We start from the raw sequence: 18,148 nt of genomic DNA, 5'->3' as shown, positions 1-18,148 counted from the left end.
CTTGATCATGGATCATTTGTATCAAATAGGTATTATTCACTCATTGTTGACAGGACAACAATAGATGAATGTAACAATGGGACAAAAGTTATGAACCTAACATCTCTTACCAACCCATCGCTGATAAACCTACAAACGACATTTGAAAGTCGTGATGCAGCGATTGAAGCCCTTGCCGAACAATTACACCAACAAGGCAAGTTGTACAATAAGGAAGAATATTTAAAGGCTGTATTCGAGCGTGAAGCTCAAGGTCCAACAGCGCTAGGTGAAGGCTTAGCGGTACCACATGGGAAAACTGACGCGGTGAAAGAAGCCGCTTTCGCAGTCGCCACCCTTTCAAAAGATCTCAAATGGCAAGGACTTGATGAAGATGAAGACGTTAATCTCATCTTCTTAATTGCGATTCCAAATGCAGAGGCAGGCTCAACACATATGCACCTGCTTACCGAACTTACCACCACGCTGGTTGACGACGATGTGCGCCACGCGGTCCTCAATGCTACAACTTCAGAACAAATTCTGGATTTATTGACTGGGAAAGACAACACTGCCGAAGAACAAGACAACTTAGATACAAATGCACCAACCGTTGTTTGTGTAACCGCCTGCCCTGCTGGTATTGCTCATACCTACATGGCAGCCGAGTACCTTGAAAAGACAGGTAAAAAGCTAGGCTACAAGGTCTATGTTGAGAAACAAGGTGCGAACGGGATTGAAGACCGTTTGACTGCAGAACAGTTGAACAAAGCCACGGCTGTTGTGTTTGCAGCAGAAGTCGCAATCAAAGAAGTTGAACGCTTTAGTGGCATCCCACGTGTTGAAGTGCCAGTGGCAGAGCCAATCAAACACGCAGAACGTATTCTGAACGACGCGATTGAAGCAGGTAAGAACAGTGCTGGTGCTGAGCGTACTATCGCAACAGACGATAAACCGCAAAAACTACCGCTGAAAACAGAGCTAAAACAAGCACTGCTCTCGGGTATCTCTTATGCCGTTCCTCTTATTGTGGCTGGCGGTACAGTTCTGGCAGTGGCCGTTCTTATTGCCCAAATTTTCGATCTGCAAGAATTGTATGCAACCGATGGTTCGTGGCTATGGATGTATCGTAAGCTTGGCGGCGGTCTGCTTGGCACCCTAATGGTTCCTGTACTTGCCGCTTACACCGCTTACTCGCTTGCTGATAAACCAGCGCTTGGTCCCGGTTTTGCTGCAGGTATCGCTGCCAACCTAATCGGTTCAGGCTTCTTAGGTGGCGTAGTTGGTGGTCTGATTGCGGGTTATGTAATGCGTTGGGTGAAAGAGAATGTTCGCCTTAGCCCTGCCTTCAACGGCTTCTTAACCTTCTACTTATATCCAGTTATTGGCACTTTGGTTGCAGGTTCATTAATGCTGTTTGTTATCGGTAAACCTGTTGCATGGCTTAACCAAGGCCTGACGGACTGGCTAAACGGCATGTCTGGCACAAACGCTCTACTTCTGGGCGCAGTGATCGGCTGTTTCGTGTCATTCGACTTAGGTGGTCCAGTAAACAAAGCGGCATATGCATTCTGTCTTGGTGCGATGGCGAATGGTGTTTACGGTCCATACGCTATCTTCGGCTCAGTGAAAATGGTCTCAGCTTTCACCGTAACAGCATCGACCATGCTTGCTCCGCGTCTATTCAAAGATTTCGAAATTGAAACCGGAAAATCAACCTGGTTACTTGGTCTAGCAGGTATCACTGAAGGTGCTATTCCGATGGCAATTGAAGATCCTATCCGTGTTATCGGCTCATTCCTACTCGGTTCCATCGTTACAGGTGCCATGATTGGTGCTGCAGGTATCGGTCTATCGACTCCAGGAGCAGGTATCTTCTCAATCTTCCTGCTGCACGATGCAGGTATTGGTAGCTTTATGGCAGCCGCAATATGGTTCGGCGCAGCCTTAATAGGTACCGCTATCTCAACCGTTACCTTACTAGCGTGGAGAGCGCATGCCGTAAAAAAGGGCAAATTTGAAGCTCAGGTAGCCACGCAAAACTAATCAAAATTATTAATCAATAAGCTGAAGGGCACAGATTCTCTGTGCCCTCAATCAGCAACTAGTAACGATCAATCCCTTGATATTAAAGAATTTAAACTCACTGCAAAGCAGTCCAAAGGTTAACACAATGACTACATCTCGCGTTCATATCACTCCTCACATGCACTGGGACCGTGAATGGTATTTCACCACCGAAGAATCTCGAATTCTACTGGTGAATAATATGGAAGAAATCATGCAACGTCTGGAAACAGACCCTGAGTACAAATACTACGTACTCGATGGCCAAACTGCCGTTATTGAAGATTACTTTGCCATCAAACCAGAAAACAAGCAGCGAGTAAAAGCGCTCGTTGAGGCAGGTAAGTTAATTGTTGGTCCTTGGTACTCGCAAACCGACACCATGCAAGTCTCTGGTGAGTCTATTGTACGCAACATGCTTTATGGATTACGCGACTGCCTTGCTCTTGGCGAACCAATGAAGATTGGTTATCTGCCAGACTCTTTCTCAATGAGCTCTCAATTGCCAATGATCTATAACGGTTTCGACATTGACACTGCCATGTTCTGGCGCGGCTGTTCTGAGCGCCACGGTACCGACAAAACCGAATTCTTGTGGCAATCAAACGACGGCTCAGAAGTCATGGCGCAGGTGCTGCCTCTTGGCTATGCGATTGGTAAATACCTACCACAAGACGAAGAAGGTCTGCGTGCGCGTCTCGATAAATACTTCCCCGTGCTTGAAAAGCCATCTGTGACCAAAGACATCCTATTGCCAAACGGTCACGATCAGATGCCAATCCAAAAAGACATCTTTGAGGTGATGGACAAGCTACGTGAAATCTACCCAGATCGTGAGTTCGTTATGAGCCGCTTTGAAGAGGTGTTTGATCGAATCCGCGAAGAGCGTGACAACCTAGATACCATCAAAGGTGAGTTTAACGACGGTAAGTACATGCGTGTTCACCGCACCATTTCTTCGACTCGCATGGACATCAAGCTTATCCACGCAGAGGTAGAAAACAAGATCGTTAATATCCTTGAGCCGCTCGCTTCCATCGCTTGGACTCTTGGGTTTGAATACCACCATGGTCTTATCGAAAAAATGTGGAAAGAGAGTATGAAGAACCATGCTCACGACTCTATTGGCTGCTGCTGCTCAGATAAAGTTCACGCTGAAATTTTAAACCGTTACATCCTAGCGGATGATATGGCGACCAACCTGATCAATTTCTACAAACGTAAGATTGTTGACCATATGCCTGCTCGTGAAGGATGTGACAAGCTTGCGTTCTTTAACCTGTCACCATACGAGCGTGAAGAAGTGATCAATACAACCATCACCATTCGAGCTGACAAGTTCAACCTGTTTGATGATGAGGGCAACGCGGTCGAATACTTTATCCGAGAACAACGTGTTATCGACCCTGGCAAAATTGACCGCCAAATTGTTCACTATGGAAACTACGACCCATTTATTGAGTACGATATCCAGATTAAATATTCTGTACCGGCAATGGGCTACACGACGCTTCACATCCAAGGTAACCAAGACGGGGCACAAAAAGCGATTCATTCAAGCGCCGATATACTTGAAAATGAGTTCTACCAAATCACAGTCAACAGCAACGGTACGTTGACTGTGCTGGATAAAGACACTCAGATGACGTTCGACCAAGTATTGCGTGTCGAGGATGGCTCTGACGATGGCGACGAGTACGATTACTCACCTTCTCGCCAAGAATGGCTGCTGTATTCCGACGAGTTTGATGTTGAAACCAGCATCAAACATGAAGGCTTCCAGTCTGTCGCAACAATCAAGACTCGCATGAACGTACCTGCAAACCTTGAAGAGCGCGAAGCGCGTTCAGGCCAAAACGGGTTTGTTGATGTGGACTGCCAAGTAGTTCTAAAACAGGGCTCTCGCCGTATTGAAGTCCGCATGGAAATGGACAACCAAGCCGATGATCACCGTGTTCGAGTTCTCGTTCCAACACCATTCGTATCTGAAACTGTCGTTGCCGATAATCAGTTTGGTCTCATAACGCGCCCGACGAACGATCCTGCGATGGATGTTTGGGAGCAAGAAGGCTGGAAAGAAGCACCCGTACCCGTTTATCAATTGATGAACTTCGCAGCGGTTGAGAACAACACGGGCGGTATGGCACTAATGAGCAATGGTCTGCGTGAATTCGAAGTCATTTCCAGTCAAGGCAACGCGCAACGTGATACTTTCGCGCTCACGCTATTCCGTGGTGTTGGGGTCCTTGGGAAGGAGAACCTTCTTCTTCGACCAGGCCGACCATCTGGTATCAAGATCCCAACACCAGATTCTCAAACTCGCGGCAAGATCGTGTGTGAGTTTGCGCTGTTTGGTTTTGCTGGCAACCACATAGATGCCAACATTATGGCAGAGTCACGTGACAATGTAACGCCAATACAGTGCTACAACAAAATTCCTTATAACGCGATGAAGTTGAATGTGGGCGAGCAAAACAAACCGCTGACTTACTCCTTGCTCAATAAGAATCAAAAAGGGGCCGTTCTGAGTGTGCTTAAGAAAGCAGAAGATGAAGATGCATTGATTCTCCGAGTCTACAACCCATCAGAAACTGCAACCATTGAAGACAATATCGCATTCAAAGAATCAGTTACCTCTTGGAGAGAGGTCAGTATGGACGAACGAATTCGAGATACTAACATTGAGATGCAATCCTTCGGATCGCTGAAACCGTGTCAGGTTAGAAGCTTCCAAATTAAGCTTTAAGCTAAGTTTGTGGTCAGCAAAAAGCATCGTGCTCCGCTTCTTTGCTGACTACTCCCTTTACCAATATCAAGGGAATGGTACTGTCTTTCGGTTATCACCATACCAGCGACGTACCTAGAGCCTGTTTAATTGAGACTTCACAGGCTCACTATTGGTAACTTATGGTCCTGATAAGTTCATAATCAAGCTCTTTGACCAACCCCGCTGCGAGGCGGGTTTTTTCATTAATCTCCTCCTAATTAGCCCCCCTACCAACGCTCCATCTATTGGTTATAACAATGGTTCCTATTTTGAATCCAATGATTGCTCACTTTAGATTGTCGTTCAAACCAAGTAGGTACTTCTTTAGGCAAGGATGTTATCTATCAAAGAATCGGAGCGAACAAATGAAAAAGTCAATTCTTACACTGTTACTAACCGCAACAACCAGTGGGGTAATTGTTGGTACTGCAGATGCATGCACCTATGCCACTTTTGAAGCTAATGATAAATCCTTTGTAGCTCGCACTATGGAATTGCCATTTGAAGCTCATGAGATGCTCACAGTCGTTCCAAGAGGGCATGAGTTCGCTGAGTTTACGGCTAAATATGGCTTTGTTGGGATGCAACATGGTCAAGAAGATATGGTGTCTTCAGGCATTAATGAGCATGGTGTTTCGGTTGAGGCACTAGCACTCGGAGCTGCGGATTATCTACCAGCAGGTAAGGGTGATATTTCACAGATCGCACTTGGGGCTTACATTCTTGGTAACGCACGTTCAACCGATGAAGCAGTCACGATACTTCATAATCTGAAAGTGCATCTTGGTAAAATGGCAGGGGTCGGCGCTATAGGGGTACATCTTGCAATCAACGATGGTGAGCGTAAGGTCGTAGTGGAACATACTCAAGGCGATGGCATAGCCGAGATTTACGAAAACGATCTCGGCGTCATGACTAATGATCCAGTCTATCCTGTTCAAGTAGAACTGGCGCAGATGATGCTTGATGGTAAAGGTTATGATGATGCAAAAGTACAGTTTGCAGAAGAGACCTTTAAAGGTTTTGACCGCTCACCCACTGGACGTTTCCAACAAATGGTGGCATTAAACGCGACTCAAGATAGCACCAGAATCGTTACTGACTTTGATGCAGTTAACCGTGCATGGTCAATGATCAATAGTGTTGATGTGGTGCAAGGGACCCTGTATTGGCGACACTTCGATCCCGAAAATCCACAAATGACCGGCTATTCGAATGTCACTGATATTAACAACAAAGACTATTACTTCCGTACCTACGACAACCAACAGATTCGCAAAGTCGATATCGATACTATTGATTTCGCCAACACTACTTACAAGCAGTTTGACATCTTCAGAACCATTGATGGCTATCAAGTTATTGATATTAATTAATTTATCCTTCTATCTATAAACTGTGCAAACCTTGTGTGCATTTAACTTTGGCATGATCGGAATTCACAATGGCGTGATCTGATATGAGGTGGCACCGTTTGTAGACCTATAATCTCTCCATCAAACAATGACACTTTCATCGTTAACCTAACACTGGGAGAGATTCATCATGGCGAACACAGCACTTATTACTGGCGCATCAAGTGGCATCGGACTTGAACTGGCTAAAGTCCACGCGCAAAAAGGTGGTGACTTAGTTTTAGTCGCTCGTTCTCAAGCGAAACTCGAAGCATTGAAAGCTGAGCTTGAAAGCCAATTTGGCATTAACGTTACCGTTCTACCCGCCGACTTAGCCAAGCTTGACTCTGCGCACTCGTTGTTTGCACAAACGGAAGCGGCTGGGATCCAAATCGATATACTGATTAATAATGCAGGCTTCGGTGGTCATGGTCATTTTCATGAACGTACTCTTGAAGATGAACAAGCAATGATGCAAGTAAACATGGTTACCTTGACTAACCTCACCCACCTTTATTTAAAAGGCATGGTAGAACGAAACAAGGGTAAGATACTTAATGTTTCGTCCACAGCCTCTTTCATACCCGGTCCTTTGCAAGCCGTTTACTACGCAACAAAAGCATACGTGACCTCTTTTAGCCAAGCGGTCGCTGAAGAAGTAAAGGAACACAACATCTCCGTTACAGCCTTATGTCCAGGTGCAGTCGCGACAGGGTTTGTTGAAGCAGGAAATCTCGAAGGTGTGGATGTTTGGAAGAACGCGAAAACGCCGCGTTCCGTTGCTGAGTGTGGCTATCAAGCAATGGAAAATGGCGAACTGATTGCATTCAATGAGCCAGGTTTGAAGTTCATGTTGAATTGGATTGTTCCTTTCCTTCCCCGTAAGATGGTACTGAAAATTTCGCGCAAAGCGATGGAGAAAAACCGCAAATAACATCACATTACCTCACCTAAATAGAAGTATTGAAATGAAGAGAGCCAATAAGTTCGTTATTCCACCAAACTGGAAACTGATGTTCAGCGACCTAGATCTAAACATAGAGGAAGTACTTGCTTACGCGAAACTGCCCAAAGGGCTATTCGCACAAGAAAAAGTACAGCTTTCCCCGTCTCAATACTTCCAATTGTGGCATGGTGTTGATCTCGCAGCACACAGGCGAGATATGCCGTTAGAATTTGCCAAAGTGATGAGCCTAGAGTTCTTCGATGTCCCAATCTATGCCGCCATATGCACACCTAACCTTAATGCAGCAGCAAAACGTCTTCAGGAATACAAACCCCTTATTGGCCCAATGGCATTGGATATTGATACCAATGATGAATATACGGAGTTACTCATTAGCTGCTACGGATTTGAAGCGCCATTGCCACTTTGCCTGAATCTCTCGGAGCTTATTTTCTTCACTCAACTAACGCGTCTAGCAACGCGCCAGAATATTGCACCACTGCGCGTTGAGCTCCCTGCACTTCCAGACAACCTGGATCAGTACGAAAGCTATTTTGGTTGCCCTATTACCCTAGGCAACAACACCAGTATCCGTTTCAGCTCTAAAGATGCAAATACGCCATTTTTGACCCGTAATCAGTTGATGTTAAAGTGCTTTGATAGTGAATTGCAAAAACAGCTCAGCGAAACCGTTGGCAAACAAAACGTTGTCGATCACGTGAAGAAAGTCCTGCTCGATGCACTACCTCAGGGGCAAAGCAGTATCGATTATGTTGCTCGTGAACTGGCCATGAGCAAACGAACATTACAGCGCAAACTGTCCCATGAAAATCTGACTTTTCAAGAGTTACTTCAAGAGGTTCGGCAAAGCTTGGCGAAAGATTACCTCATTAAATCCGAGCTCCCAGTGAGTGAGATTTCTTTTTTATTAGGCTTCCAAGAATGCAACTCATTTATTCGGGCTTACACCTCTTGGAATGGGCTTTCTCCGGCTCAACAACGTGAGCAGTTAATGTAACTACAAACCATCACGTGGCTTGATACGCAAACTGCAACATAACTTTGTCGATCTATTTTCAATCGATATTTGCTATAAGGTTTAATGGAAATAGCGGTAAAGGAGATTTATTTTGTATAGCCACGTATTTTTAGGTGCCAACGATATCCCAGCTTCCAAGGCGTTTTATGACTCAACTATGTCCGTTTTAGGGTACGGTGAAGGGGTACTAGACGCAAAAGGGCGCTGTATGTATTTCAGTCCAACGGGGGTACTAGGTCTTACGACGCCAATTGATGGTCAACTAGCATCTCACGGCAATGGCATGACTATCGGATTTCTTGCAACTTCGCCAGAACAGGTTGACACATGGCATGAGGTCGGAGTTAGAAATGGTGGGATCGCCTGTGAAGATCCACCTGGAATCAGAGATACCGGTGAACGTAAACTCTATATGGCATACCTAAGAGATCCGGCTGGAAACAAGATTTCGGCGACCTGCTTCTTATAGTTTGAGCATTGCGTTTAATTTAAAGGTCTTCTAAAGGAATGAAGTTTGTCATTCCTTTTTCACATCATAGCTAGCATAGCTTTTACAAAGTGCCTGTCGTTGATCAATACGTTGACCAACACTTTTGCGAACCTCTGTGTCAGATAGTTCTATATTAGTCGGCACTTGAAACTAACAAGCATCCTAATAAAGCTTGATAGTAAGTCATATATTGATATCCTGTAATGCTGCATAAATTTTACCGCACCAGCAGTTGCACTCACCAACCTATCTTAGAAGGTAAAATATGAAGTTTCCGAAATCACTTCCTTCCGCTCATCGTGCACAACTTGAACAAATCGTCAGTGTACTCTCTCAGGATCCTCGATTTTGCGGCATTGGTTGCAGTGGCTCTTACGCGTCTGACACAATGGACCAATATAGCGACTTAGACTTTGTTATTGCTATCGAACCTAAATACTATCAAGAAGTTATGGCACAACGCTTCGATATACTAAGTCAATTTGACGATATGCTAGCAGCCTTTACCGGTGAACATGTGGGTGAACCCAGACTCATTGTGTCTGTATTCGGTGAATTGGAACTTGTTCACGTCGACTTCAAGTTTGTTTCACTACCTGATGCTGCAGTACGAGTCGATGATACTCAAGTTCTTTGGGAAAAAGACAGCATGTTGAGCGATGTGTTTGCCACTGCCAAACCAAGCTACCCTCAACCTGACCCACAATGGATCGAGGATCGCATCTGGATTTGGACGCATTATGCTGCAACGAAAATAGCTCGAGGTGAATATTTTGAAGCGTTAGAGTTTCTCTCTTTCCTGCGTTTTCATGCTCTGTCCCCCCTTGCCCTCAAGCAAGCGGGTTTAACGCCATCTGGCGTACGTACCATAGAAAAAAGGCTACCAGAGTTTGCTAAGAAACTAGAAAAAACTGTAGCGTTACCAGAAAAGGAATCGTTGAAGTCTGCACTTGAACATTGCGTATTAATCTACCTAGAGCTGAGAGCAAACGAATCTATCGAAGTCAATGATAGAGCAAAATTAGCCTGTGTTGATTATCTAAAGAACATAAAGTGATGGCAAATATAGAAAAGTAAGAGTTTCCGTGAGTTGCCTCTTAGCAACTCACATTTTTACATCTATTGGCTCGTTTTCTCATGCCACGGTATGACTATCAACCATTTTTATTACATCCTGCACCGACTCCACGACACAATCCGCAATTGAAAACGCAGGGTTATTTTCAAAAGGCATAGCAATGGTGGTGAGCTGCGCCGCAACAGCCGCTTTCACACCTGTTAGGCTGTCTTCTAATGCGAATGCCTGCTCCACTGGAACATCTAATCGCTGACAAACTTCCAAATAGACATCGGGAGCTGGTTTACCATTTGGTACGTCTTCTGCGCTTAACATCAAGTCAAAGCTGTCTTGTATACCTAGTTTTTCAGTCACCGCATGAATAATTGGATAAGCAGAAGAGCTGGCTAGAGCGAGGCGAAAGTCTCTTTGTTTTAAGTCTGAAATCAGTGTCGGAATACCCTCTATCGCCTCGCCTTCCTGTTCGACAAGTGCAACTACTCTTTGCATTATCTCTGATTCCAGCACCTTAGCATCCACACTCAAGTTAAACATTTGAATCCATATAGCAGCGATATCGTCAAGTCGTTTTCCCATAGTGTTTTCAATGCAGTCGTCAATCGTGGCGCTCGCTCCGTAATTAGCTAACACTTCAATCTGCGCCTTTCGCCAAAAAGGTTCTGATTCAATAAGTACGCCATCCATATCAAACACAAAAAGTGACTTTGTCGTCATGTCTTATCCTACTTCAATCTGAATAAACTCTATGGATAGTATAAGGTTATGCAGGCCAGTGGAATAGAAAGGTATGCCGCAACCGAAACTTGATTGCAGCACTTTGTGTTTTACAATTTACTCATATCTAGCTTGTGACCCAAAGGCTCGACTTGCACCTCGGCGTAGCCCATTGTCACCGCCTCAAATTGCTTACTCATTTCCAAAGCATGTGCGGCATCTTTGGCAAGCACCGCCACCAAATAAGTGGGTCTGACAACACCATTCTCTAAATTCTGAGTATTGATGTACGACGAGGTTACCGTGCCAACTTGATTAAGTGCTATCACTCGCTGTAAATCAATGCCCAATACTCGGTCAATTTCCAAAGGCTCTACCCCAGACTTCCAAATGAAGGTGAGGCCAAAATTATTCGCTTTCGGTGTGTTGTCTAACCACTTTGATCCTAACAACTCAATGTGGTTTATTCTTACCAAATCTTGTTGGTACAAAGGTAAACTTGCTAGCTGGTCACGCACCGATTGCTCGCTTTCTGCTTCCATAACGAATTTTAGTAGCTGTGTTTTCTGTCCGCCTACTTGGCTATTTTCGACAAACATGTCTTTGATTTTTCCGTTATCCACCAGCTTCTTAAATGATGCTCGCTGTTCCGGCATCGTCTTAAGTACTTGTGCGATATCATCAGTGTTCCACTTCAACTCTACGCCATAATCGTACGCATAAGCAGAGCTAGCCCCTGCAAGAAGTGCACCGATAACAAATAGATTTTTGATTATTTTTCTCATGACTTTACCTTCTAATTCAAATGATACTTCTTACCAACGTGAGCGATAGCTGCGGTGACAACTTTTACACGTAGATTCCGCAGCCTTTAGCCCCTTCTCGACTTCTACAATAGATTGATTTTGCGCACCAAGCGCCACCTGCTGATAGCCTTGTTGCATCTGTTGCATTAATCGATTGAATTTTTCTGGCTTACTCCACACGCTTTCTTTCGCTTTACTTCCTTCTTGAGTCCCTAAAACAAAGGCACCGTTTAACGCATCACTGTTAGCTACAAGTTGCTCGCTCGCTTCTAACAAAGTCTGCCAGTCGGTATCACTACCATCGAGCGTTTTTTTAACGGCCTTAGTTTGTGACTCGAGGGCTGTAAAGGCTTTTTGCCGAGCGTCTATGATGTCTAATGTTGCTGAGTCCGGAGCGGAATACGCTAGAGATGAAATACCTGTCGATAGTGCGAGCAAGAATACTAATTTGGTCGTCGAATGATGAGTGAACATATTTCCTCCACCTGTTTTGTATATCGTTGTTGATGCATTTAATTTACACAACAATTATTGCATGCGCAACAATTGTTGTGTAAATTAATGTCAACTATTTAAGACTAGAGGATCAAATTATGCAAAAGGTTAAAGTTTGGGATCTTGCGACTCGACTCTACCACTGGATTCAAGCCCTTGTTTTTGCGGGACTAGTATTCACTGGCTTTAGTAATCAAGGGCCCCATATCCAATTGGGACTAGTTTTATTTACATTACTACTTTGGCGCGTGATATGGGGTTTTATTGGTAGTGAAAGTAGCCGATTCCGTTCTTTTCTTAAGCATCCAAAAGTAATTGTCCGATATACATTCGGTAAGGCAATCTCATATGTTGGGCATAACCCGCTAGGTGCAGTCATGGTTGTTGCAATGATCGGTACATTACTCATTCAGTGTGTTACCGGCATGCTTTTAGCTGGAATGTTTGATGGTTTGGAGAGTATCGGCATTTTTATTCCCGAGCCTCTTTATGACATTGCAGACACCACTCACGCATTATTCGCTGACATGTTACCAATCATGGTCGCGCTGCACGTTGGAGCTATTGTTATCTACAAACTACGTGGCAAAAGTCTGCTTATGTCTATGTTCACAGGGCAACAGATACTCAACGCAGATGCACTATCTCCTTCTTTATCGAGCAACTTTAAAGCGTTGTTAGTGCTAATCATCTCAATATTAGTTACGATGACAATAGTTGCTTTTTCAATGGTGTAAAAATGAAGACAGAATTCGAACGCCAAACCAGCTTTGGTTGGCTACTAAATGTTGTGGCAAATCATGCATCAAAAGAGTTTGATAAGAGATTGCGAGAAAAGGGACTGACGCTAGCGTTATGGCCAACTCTAATGTGTTTGTGGGAAAAGGAGGGCGTCACTCAACGAGAGATTGCGCAAATGTCCAAGGTAGAGAGCTCAACAACGACTAGAACACTCGACAAATTAGAAGCTCTAGAATTGGTCGAGCGACGTGCCGACCCAGAAAGTCGTCGCTCCTTCAGGATCTTTTTGACAGACAAAGGGAAAGCCCTTAAGGAAGAAGTCATTCACCTACCGGTCGAAGTCAATCAAGCGTTGCTAGCCGGGCTTGAAGATGAAGAACAAAGAAATTTGATTGCAACATTGCAGAAGTTGGTAGAGCGTATATGAGTCCATCTGCGCCACTCACATCGCTTTAACTGAATTGTTTGAATGCTTGTGAGTGGCGAAGCGGTTCGACTCTAGAAACACGTCGATTATCAATGATGGTTTGATAATCTTTCAAATCTCTCATTATTTTTGTTTTATTTAAGCCAAGATAAGATGTTGTTATCCAGTTATCACCAACCAAAAGATCCATTCTAACGAGGAAATACCATGGCAAAGCTGACTATCGTCGCTAACATCATTGCAAAACCTGATCAGATTGAACTTGTGAAAGCAGAGCTTCTTAAACTCATTGATATCACACGTAAAGAACAAGGTTGTATCAACTACGACTTACACCAAGATAATGAAAACCCTGCGCACTTTGTATTTTACGAAAACTGGGAGTCGCGCGAGCTGTTAATGGCACACTTAGCCGCACCACATATTGCTCAATACAAAGCCGCAACCGACGGCGCCGTTGAGAGTTTTACGCTTAACGAAATGACTCAAGTTGGCTAATTGCCACCAAACTATTGGTCAAATAGTAGCGCCCTAATGACAAAAATCGCCCAAATTTGTAAGGCAAGGTATTCTAGTTTTATCCATAAATCCATAGTGTTATCGCAGTCCATTGTATGAACTTTTACGGTAACAAGGTATGTGAGGATTGACAGTGAAGAATTCTCAGAACAATGAATACAGCGTGAAGGTTATTAATAGTGCTGTTAGATGCTGGTCATTAGGGTAACCACTAAAGTACGCCCAAACGATGGTTTGGGCGTACGTTTACTACTGTTTTTCAAAAGTTCCTGTGCTTTTGATCATCACATCTAGGAAGCCTGAAGCGTTGCTTTTATCAGAACCGGAGTTTTTCATCTGGTTTTGAGCACCTTTCAATCTCGCCATCAATTCTTGACGCTGTTTTTCTACATCACTAGTGATTTCTTTTTTATCAGTCATAACAGGTTCTCTTGTGTAGCATTGATAAGAACACGTTAGTTCAAGTTTTAAACTTCAACAAATGACAGCTATTCGTAGATCTAAACCTTCATCACCCCACCTATGAACAATTAGAATCAAAAAGTGGAAATTTCATTTATATCAATACATTAGCTAAGCCACCATCGAATCCCCGACATATTGATAATACTCATAGGACATTATCAAATACTATAGTCATTTCGTTCCGAACTGTTGTTTGAGGAATATTCGACAAACTCAAACTGCATATTATGATCCTCCACGTAATAAGCACTACGACGATGGGGATGCTCTCCTCCCCAATGATCCAATTCATAACCTGCGATTTTTAGCCGTTCAACTGTTTCGTCAAGGTCATCTACGACGATTCCTATGTGTTTTACGCCTGTCCAATGGTTGTTCCAATCTGCTATTCGACCATCACCTCCCGATTGGACTGCGATGTAAGAGCGATCATCTCCGACATGAAACCACTCCACTTCCTTGCCATACCATTCTTCCATTTTTCCTTGACCTCTAATCCGCCAGTCTGGTAATGCTGCTAATAAAAACTCTATCGTTTTCCTAGGGTTAACTAGCGTAATGTTGGCATGCTCGATATATCCATTCATCGTATTATTCCTTCTGTTAGTGATTGGATCTTAGCGTAATTCCTCAAGTTAACTTGAGGTCAAGGACTATTTAACAGTGAGGTCATAAGCAGGAGTTATCAGACTATTAATAACTGATGATTAGTGTCTTTTTAACCAATCATTACACTAGCCCTCATCGAAACAGAGCACGGAATGCAAACCACAAGCAGGATTGCTTTTACAATTAAGGGTTAGTAATGAAAAAGTTAGTTCTTGCCACCGCTATCGCAGCAATCTCAACTGGCGCATTTGCAAATACAGATTTTAGTGGTCATCGTGTTGGTATAGGTGCTTCAAGCCTAGAATTTAGTGACTCACTGGGAAGCTGGAATTTAGGCACAGGCGTCAAAGTTGAATACGGTTATGATTTCAACCAAATCTTTGGTATCAACGTGTCTTATGCTTGGAACCAGGATGATGTTTACGTTCCATTCTACGATGAAACATTGGATTACAAAGCTCGCACCTTAAAAATTGATACTGATATTGGTTACGCCTTTGACCTTGGTCAAGGGTGGATTAAACCTTACGGTGTAGTTGGTCTTGCTTTCCTAGGTGATGAAATCAATACATCGAACTATGGCAAAATAACGGGCAATGATTCAAGTGTCTATCTCGGTGCTGGCGTGCGTGGCCAACTTGACATGGGCTTATACGCAGATCTTCGCGTCGATTTACCAATGTATGGTGATCTTGACGCAGACTACCTATCATTTACGGTTGGTTACAAATTCTAACCTAATAGATAACAGGCAGTTAAACCACCTATTCCAAGCCAATGTGATTCCACGTTGGCTTTTGACGTATTTCTAACATTGCAAGTGCTAACATTCCCATGTCATCCATAAAACCGAGTAATACAATGCCGAAAGACCGTTTTGCCAATCTCGATCTTAATCTTCTTCGAGTGTTCAAGGTGCTTTACGAAGAGAAAAACATGCGTAAAGCGGCGGAACGTTTGTACGTATCTCAACCAGCTGTCAGTCAATCACTACAAAAATTGCGTCATCAATTTGATGACCCATTATTCGTTAAAGTGAAATCAGGCTTAGCTCCAACTCCATTTTCTGAGCAGCTATCGAGCTCGTTACTTCCTCTATTGTACGATATCGAAAATGTCGTCAATGATAGTGATGTCTTTGACCCGGCTCAGTTAGACCAAGACATTACCATTGCCCTCTCTTCGAGCTTTGTTTTCTCCATTTCTGGTGAATTGTATCGCTATTTTCGTGAACATGCTCCAGGCCTACGAATCCATATTGCATCGTGGAATGATCAAACAGTAACCGCTATCGAAAAGGGAGAAATACTACTAGGGATCAATGCTGAATTAACCGACAGCTACCCTTTCATGGAAAAGCGAACAATTGGTGAGATTAACGCTTGCTTACTCGTTAGAAAAGAGCACCCGATTACTAAGAAAAAGGTAACGGTTGAGTCTATGTCGAAGTATCCATTGGCACGACTAATCGTCAGTAACTACAGTAAATATACAAGCCCTACCGTTGAAATCTTCAAACGCCTGGGGTATCCACTAGAAGTGGGGTTTAGTTCCGAATACCCAGTTGCACTTATTGATGTTGTGCAGCAATCGGATATGTTTATGGGAACCACCAACTGCTTCCCGATACATAACTACCCAAATTTAGTCATGCTAAGTCCTGACCAAGTATTACCTGAAGCGCAGTATCCTGCATTGTCCTATTTTCACAGTCGCCACCAAAATAGTGCGCTAGTCAACTGGCTTAATGAGTCGATTATTTATATATTTCAGCAACGTAAAACCGAAAATGCCAATCACCACTAATCGTCGGTTAGCAACCCGATAGAAATAGCGTAACGCACTCTTCTATATATTGTTTGCGCTGTGCTTCAGTTTGCACTCCACTCTCACCTAAAAACGCCCAGTAAGCGGCTTTTCCATGGAACATCAGTAGAAGTTGCATCGCTGCATTTTCTGAATCGTTGGGAAGAGAAATCGTACCTTTTTCATGATGACGTTGAAGATAATTGGCTAGAACATGAAGTGTTTTTTGAGGTCCAGATTGCAAATAGAGTGCAGATATTTGAGGGTGAGACTTCACCTGCCCCACTGCATTTCGAAACGTTTGTAGAACTTGCTCTTCAAGATGCATGTTCTGAAAACGAACACCAAACTCTACCAAAGTAGGCTTGATCGGACTATCCAAACTTAACGCCGATTCATCAATCGCGCGCTGCTCACATCGGTATTGAATACAAGTTTCAAACAGCTGGTCTTTAGTTTTGAAATGAGAATAGACCGTTTGCTTTGAGACGTCAGCTAGTTTAGCGATCTGATCCATGCTCACCTTGTAGCCGTGTTCGCAAAACAACTCTCCCGCCGCTTTTAATATCTGTAGTCTCTTCTGTTCACTTTTTTGGATCATGCTCACAATACCAGTAGCAACCTTTGGAATAACTAATTTTTAACACAATCAAACTAGACAGTCTAGTTTGATTATGATTATTCTATGACCAATAGGTTAGGTTTATAGGATGTCTATGATGCAAACAAAGCAATTACTAACAAAAGCATCAGCACTAGCAATTCTGATTTTGCTACAAGGTTGTCAAAAATCAGAGCAACCAGAGGTAGAGACGGTCGAGCCTTTGACTGTTTCCACCACTGAAATTACGTTAAGCCCTTCATACAAGGTTCAAAGGGAATACGTCGGTACAGTAAAAGCAGGTCAACAAGCTAATCTTGGCTTTGAGCTATCTGGCAAAGTGGATGCGTTATTTGTCGATGTGGGTGATGTCGTAGAAAAAGGCGCACCACTCATTAGACTCGATACGGATTTATTGGTCACCGAAGCTAACCAGTTAAGGGCACAAAATAATGAAGTGCGAGCCCAGCTAAAACTGGTTGAAGCCAATCTAAAACGTCAACAGTCTCTTAAGTCAAAAGGCTTCAGTGCGGAGGCCGAAATCGACGCCCTCACAAGCCAAGAAGGCGTATTGCAAGCCAATCTTGTGAGGCTACAAGCCGCGTGGAACGCAAATAAGCTAAAACAAGAAAAGTCGACCATCCTTGCCCCTTATTCAGGCGTTATTGCCAAGAGACATGTCTCTCTTGGAGATGTTGTCAACGTCGGAACACCAACCTTAGTACTGCTCGCCAGTGCCGGTAAAGAAGCCTTTATCGGTATTCCAGCTCAACAGCTTGAACGCGTCACCCAACTGACTTCTCCTGATGTGCGAGTCTCTAATGCTCATTATGGCGTAACACTTCTTAACCCAGGAGCGATGGTAGACACCAAGTCACGCAGCGTGTCACTGCGCTATCAGTTTCCTAAAGATGCTCATGTTTTGGAGGGAGAACTGGCCTATTTGGCATTCGAACAAACAATTGACGAACCAGGTTACTGGGTTCCACTCACCGCACTTATTGATGGCTTGCGAGGAGTGTGGAATGTTTATGTTATAGGCGCCGAAAGTAAAGTAGAACGTCGCAGTGTGAACGTCTTATACGCCGACAGCCAACGTGCCTTTATCAATGGTTCACTTGCCAATGGCGAGTCTATCATTGCCAGTGGCCTGCACCGCGTTGTTCCGGGGCAACCCGTACAAATAAGCTCTCAATAGGTGGTGA

19 protein-coding genes are annotated in these 18,148 nt (G+C 43.8%); 13 read left to right on the top strand and 6 right to left on the bottom strand.

The window, feature by feature from the left end:
* Nucleotides 1-90: 90 nt before the first annotated feature.
* The 7 genes from mngA (at nt 91) to JKJ11_RS25305 (ending at nt 9,739) form a co-directional block, all read left to right on the top strand.
* Complete coding sequence (gene mngA, locus JKJ11_RS25335) at nt 91-2,025, top strand: PTS 2-O-a-mannosyl-D-glycerate transporter subunit IIABC (protein ID WP_252039530.1); 1,935 nt, start codon at nt 91-93, stop codon at nt 2,023-2,025.
* Between the two features lie 127 nt (nt 2,026-2,152).
* A complete protein-coding gene (mngB, locus tag JKJ11_RS25330) occupies nt 2,153-4,792 on the top strand; it encodes a mannosylglycerate hydrolase (protein ID WP_252039529.1) in 2,640 nt (879 codons plus the stop codon).
* A gap of 386 nt (nt 4,793-5,178) precedes the next feature.
* Complete coding sequence (locus JKJ11_RS25325; protein ID WP_198558649.1) at nt 5,179-6,189, top strand: linear amide C-N hydrolase; 1,011 nt, start codon at nt 5,179-5,181, stop codon at nt 6,187-6,189.
* A gap of 169 nt (nt 6,190-6,358) precedes the next feature.
* Nucleotides 6,359-7,141, top strand: coding sequence for an SDR family NAD(P)-dependent oxidoreductase (locus JKJ11_RS25320; RefSeq protein ID WP_006069283.1), 783 nt, complete (start codon nt 6,359-6,361; stop codon nt 7,139-7,141).
* A 34-nt stretch (nt 7,142-7,175) separates the two neighbouring features.
* Nucleotides 7,176-8,171, top strand: a complete 996-nt coding sequence (locus tag JKJ11_RS25315; protein WP_252039528.1) for an AraC family transcriptional regulator — start codon at nt 7,176-7,178, stop codon at nt 8,169-8,171.
* A gap of 112 nt (nt 8,172-8,283) precedes the next feature.
* Complete coding sequence (locus JKJ11_RS25310) at nt 8,284-8,661, top strand: VOC family protein (protein WP_006069285.1); 378 nt, start codon at nt 8,284-8,286, stop codon at nt 8,659-8,661.
* 286 nt (nt 8,662-8,947) lie between these two features.
* On the top strand, nt 8,948-9,739 hold the full coding sequence (locus JKJ11_RS25305) for a nucleotidyltransferase domain-containing protein (protein WP_252039527.1): 792 nt from the start codon (nt 8,948-8,950) through the stop codon (nt 9,737-9,739).
* Between the two features lie 78 nt (nt 9,740-9,817).
* Here the strand turns inward: JKJ11_RS25305 and JKJ11_RS25300 are convergent, their stop codons facing one another.
* The 3 genes from JKJ11_RS25300 to JKJ11_RS25290 all read right to left on the bottom strand — a co-directional run bounded on the left by JKJ11_RS25300 (nt 9,818) and on the right by JKJ11_RS25290 (nt 11,754).
* Nucleotides 9,818-10,474 (bottom strand): HAD family hydrolase, encoded by a 657-nt coding sequence (locus tag JKJ11_RS25300; RefSeq protein WP_252039526.1) that lies wholly within the window; start codon nt 10,472-10,474, stop codon nt 9,818-9,820.
* A 110-nt stretch (nt 10,475-10,584) separates the two neighbouring features.
* Nucleotides 10,585-11,259: a hypothetical protein gene (locus JKJ11_RS25295; RefSeq protein ID WP_252039525.1), complete on the bottom strand. Its 675-nt coding sequence runs from the start codon at nt 11,257-11,259 to the stop codon at nt 10,585-10,587.
* Nucleotides 11,260-11,289: 30 nt separating this feature from the next.
* A complete protein-coding gene (locus tag JKJ11_RS25290) occupies nt 11,290-11,754 on the bottom strand; it encodes a c-type cytochrome (RefSeq protein ID WP_252039524.1) in 465 nt (154 codons plus the stop codon).
* Between the two features lie 119 nt (nt 11,755-11,873).
* Here JKJ11_RS25290 and JKJ11_RS25285 point away from each other — a divergent pair, with 119 nt between their 5' ends.
* From JKJ11_RS25285 to JKJ11_RS25275, 3 genes are all read left to right on the top strand, one after another.
* Complete coding sequence (locus tag JKJ11_RS25285; protein ID WP_198558643.1) at nt 11,874-12,512, top strand: cytochrome b/b6 domain-containing protein; 639 nt, start codon at nt 11,874-11,876, stop codon at nt 12,510-12,512.
* A 2-nt stretch (nt 12,513-12,514) separates the two neighbouring features.
* Complete coding sequence (locus JKJ11_RS25280; RefSeq protein ID WP_252039523.1) at nt 12,515-12,943, top strand: MarR family winged helix-turn-helix transcriptional regulator; 429 nt, start codon at nt 12,515-12,517, stop codon at nt 12,941-12,943.
* Between the two features lie 207 nt (nt 12,944-13,150).
* On the top strand, nt 13,151-13,441 hold the full coding sequence (locus JKJ11_RS25275; RefSeq protein ID WP_006069292.1) for a putative quinol monooxygenase: 291 nt from the start codon (nt 13,151-13,153) through the stop codon (nt 13,439-13,441).
* A gap of 270 nt (nt 13,442-13,711) precedes the next feature.
* Here the strand turns inward: JKJ11_RS25275 and JKJ11_RS25270 are convergent, their stop codons facing one another.
* Together JKJ11_RS25270 and JKJ11_RS25265 are read right to left on the bottom strand one after the other, a co-directional pair.
* Complete coding sequence (locus JKJ11_RS25270; RefSeq protein ID WP_006069293.1) at nt 13,712-13,882, bottom strand: hypothetical protein; 171 nt, start codon at nt 13,880-13,882, stop codon at nt 13,712-13,714.
* A gap of 203 nt (nt 13,883-14,085) precedes the next feature.
* The gene (locus tag JKJ11_RS25265) at nt 14,086-14,514 is read right to left on the bottom strand and encodes a VOC family protein (protein ID WP_006069294.1); all 429 of its coding nucleotides are present in this window, start codon (nt 14,512-14,514) and stop codon (nt 14,086-14,088) included.
* A gap of 218 nt (nt 14,515-14,732) precedes the next feature.
* Between JKJ11_RS25265 and JKJ11_RS25260 the strand changes: the two genes are divergently transcribed.
* The gene (locus tag JKJ11_RS25260) at nt 14,733-15,272 is read left to right on the top strand and encodes a porin family protein (RefSeq protein WP_006069295.1); all 540 of its coding nucleotides are present in this window, start codon (nt 14,733-14,735) and stop codon (nt 15,270-15,272) included.
* 125 nt (nt 15,273-15,397) lie between these two features.
* Nucleotides 15,398-16,342, top strand: coding sequence for a LysR family transcriptional regulator (locus JKJ11_RS25255; RefSeq protein WP_252039522.1), 945 nt, complete (start codon nt 15,398-15,400; stop codon nt 16,340-16,342).
* Between the two features lie 7 nt (nt 16,343-16,349).
* Here JKJ11_RS25255 and JKJ11_RS25250 read toward each other — a convergent pair whose 3' ends face one another.
* On the bottom strand, nt 16,350-16,949 hold the full coding sequence (locus JKJ11_RS25250) for a TetR/AcrR family transcriptional regulator (RefSeq protein WP_206379148.1): 600 nt from the start codon (nt 16,947-16,949) through the stop codon (nt 16,350-16,352).
* A gap of 109 nt (nt 16,950-17,058) precedes the next feature.
* Here JKJ11_RS25250 and JKJ11_RS25245 point away from each other — a divergent pair, with 109 nt between their 5' ends.
* Entirely contained in the window at nt 17,059-18,141 is a 1,083-nt protein-coding gene (locus JKJ11_RS25245) for an efflux RND transporter periplasmic adaptor subunit (protein ID WP_503061071.1), read from the top strand.
* Nucleotides 18,142-18,148 lie beyond the last annotated feature (7 nt).

This window comes from Vibrio sp. SCSIO 43133 (assembly GCF_023716845.1).
Classification (GTDB): domain Bacteria; phylum Pseudomonadota; class Gammaproteobacteria; order Enterobacterales; family Vibrionaceae; genus Vibrio; species Vibrio mediterranei.
This window is presented reverse-complemented; position numbering and strand designations above follow the sequence as displayed.

What these genes read in the sequence shown, in the direction of transcription:
- mngA (WP_252039530.1), top strand. Translation starts at nt 91, where the DNA reads ATGAACCTAACATCTCTTACCAACCCATCGCTGATAAACCTACAAACG.
- mngB (WP_252039529.1), top strand. Translation starts at nt 2,153, where the DNA reads ATGACTACATCTCGCGTTCATATCACTCCTCACATGCACTGGGACCGT.
- JKJ11_RS25325 (WP_198558649.1), top strand. Translation starts at nt 5,179, where the DNA reads ATGAAAAAGTCAATTCTTACACTGTTACTAACCGCAACAACCAGTGGG.
- JKJ11_RS25320 (WP_006069283.1), top strand. Translation starts at nt 6,359, where the DNA reads ATGGCGAACACAGCACTTATTACTGGCGCATCAAGTGGCATCGGACTT.
- JKJ11_RS25315 (WP_252039528.1), top strand. Translation starts at nt 7,176, where the DNA reads ATGAAGAGAGCCAATAAGTTCGTTATTCCACCAAACTGGAAACTGATG.
- JKJ11_RS25305 (WP_252039527.1), top strand. Translation starts at nt 8,948, where the DNA reads ATGAAGTTTCCGAAATCACTTCCTTCCGCTCATCGTGCACAACTTGAA.
- JKJ11_RS25300 (WP_252039526.1), bottom strand. Translation starts at nt 10,474, where the DNA reads ATGACGACAAAGTCACTTTTTGTGTTTGATATGGATGGCGTACTTATT.
- JKJ11_RS25295 (WP_252039525.1), bottom strand. Translation starts at nt 11,259, where the DNA reads ATGAGAAAAATAATCAAAAATCTATTTGTTATCGGTGCACTTCTTGCA.
- JKJ11_RS25290 (WP_252039524.1), bottom strand. Translation starts at nt 11,754, where the DNA reads ATGTTCACTCATCATTCGACGACCAAATTAGTATTCTTGCTCGCACTA.
- JKJ11_RS25285 (WP_198558643.1), top strand. Translation starts at nt 11,874, where the DNA reads ATGCAAAAGGTTAAAGTTTGGGATCTTGCGACTCGACTCTACCACTGG.
- JKJ11_RS25280 (WP_252039523.1), top strand. Translation starts at nt 12,515, where the DNA reads ATGAAGACAGAATTCGAACGCCAAACCAGCTTTGGTTGGCTACTAAAT.
- JKJ11_RS25275 (WP_006069292.1), top strand. Translation starts at nt 13,151, where the DNA reads ATGGCAAAGCTGACTATCGTCGCTAACATCATTGCAAAACCTGATCAG.
- JKJ11_RS25270 (WP_006069293.1), bottom strand. Translation starts at nt 13,882, where the DNA reads ATGACTGATAAAAAAGAAATCACTAGTGATGTAGAAAAACAGCGTCAA.
- JKJ11_RS25265 (WP_006069294.1), bottom strand. Translation starts at nt 14,514, where the DNA reads ATGAATGGATATATCGAGCATGCCAACATTACGCTAGTTAACCCTAGG.
- JKJ11_RS25260 (WP_006069295.1), top strand. Translation starts at nt 14,733, where the DNA reads ATGAAAAAGTTAGTTCTTGCCACCGCTATCGCAGCAATCTCAACTGGC.
- JKJ11_RS25255 (WP_252039522.1), top strand. Translation starts at nt 15,398, where the DNA reads ATGCCGAAAGACCGTTTTGCCAATCTCGATCTTAATCTTCTTCGAGTG.
- JKJ11_RS25245 (WP_503061071.1), top strand. Translation starts at nt 17,059, where the DNA reads ATGATGCAAACAAAGCAATTACTAACAAAAGCATCAGCACTAGCAATT.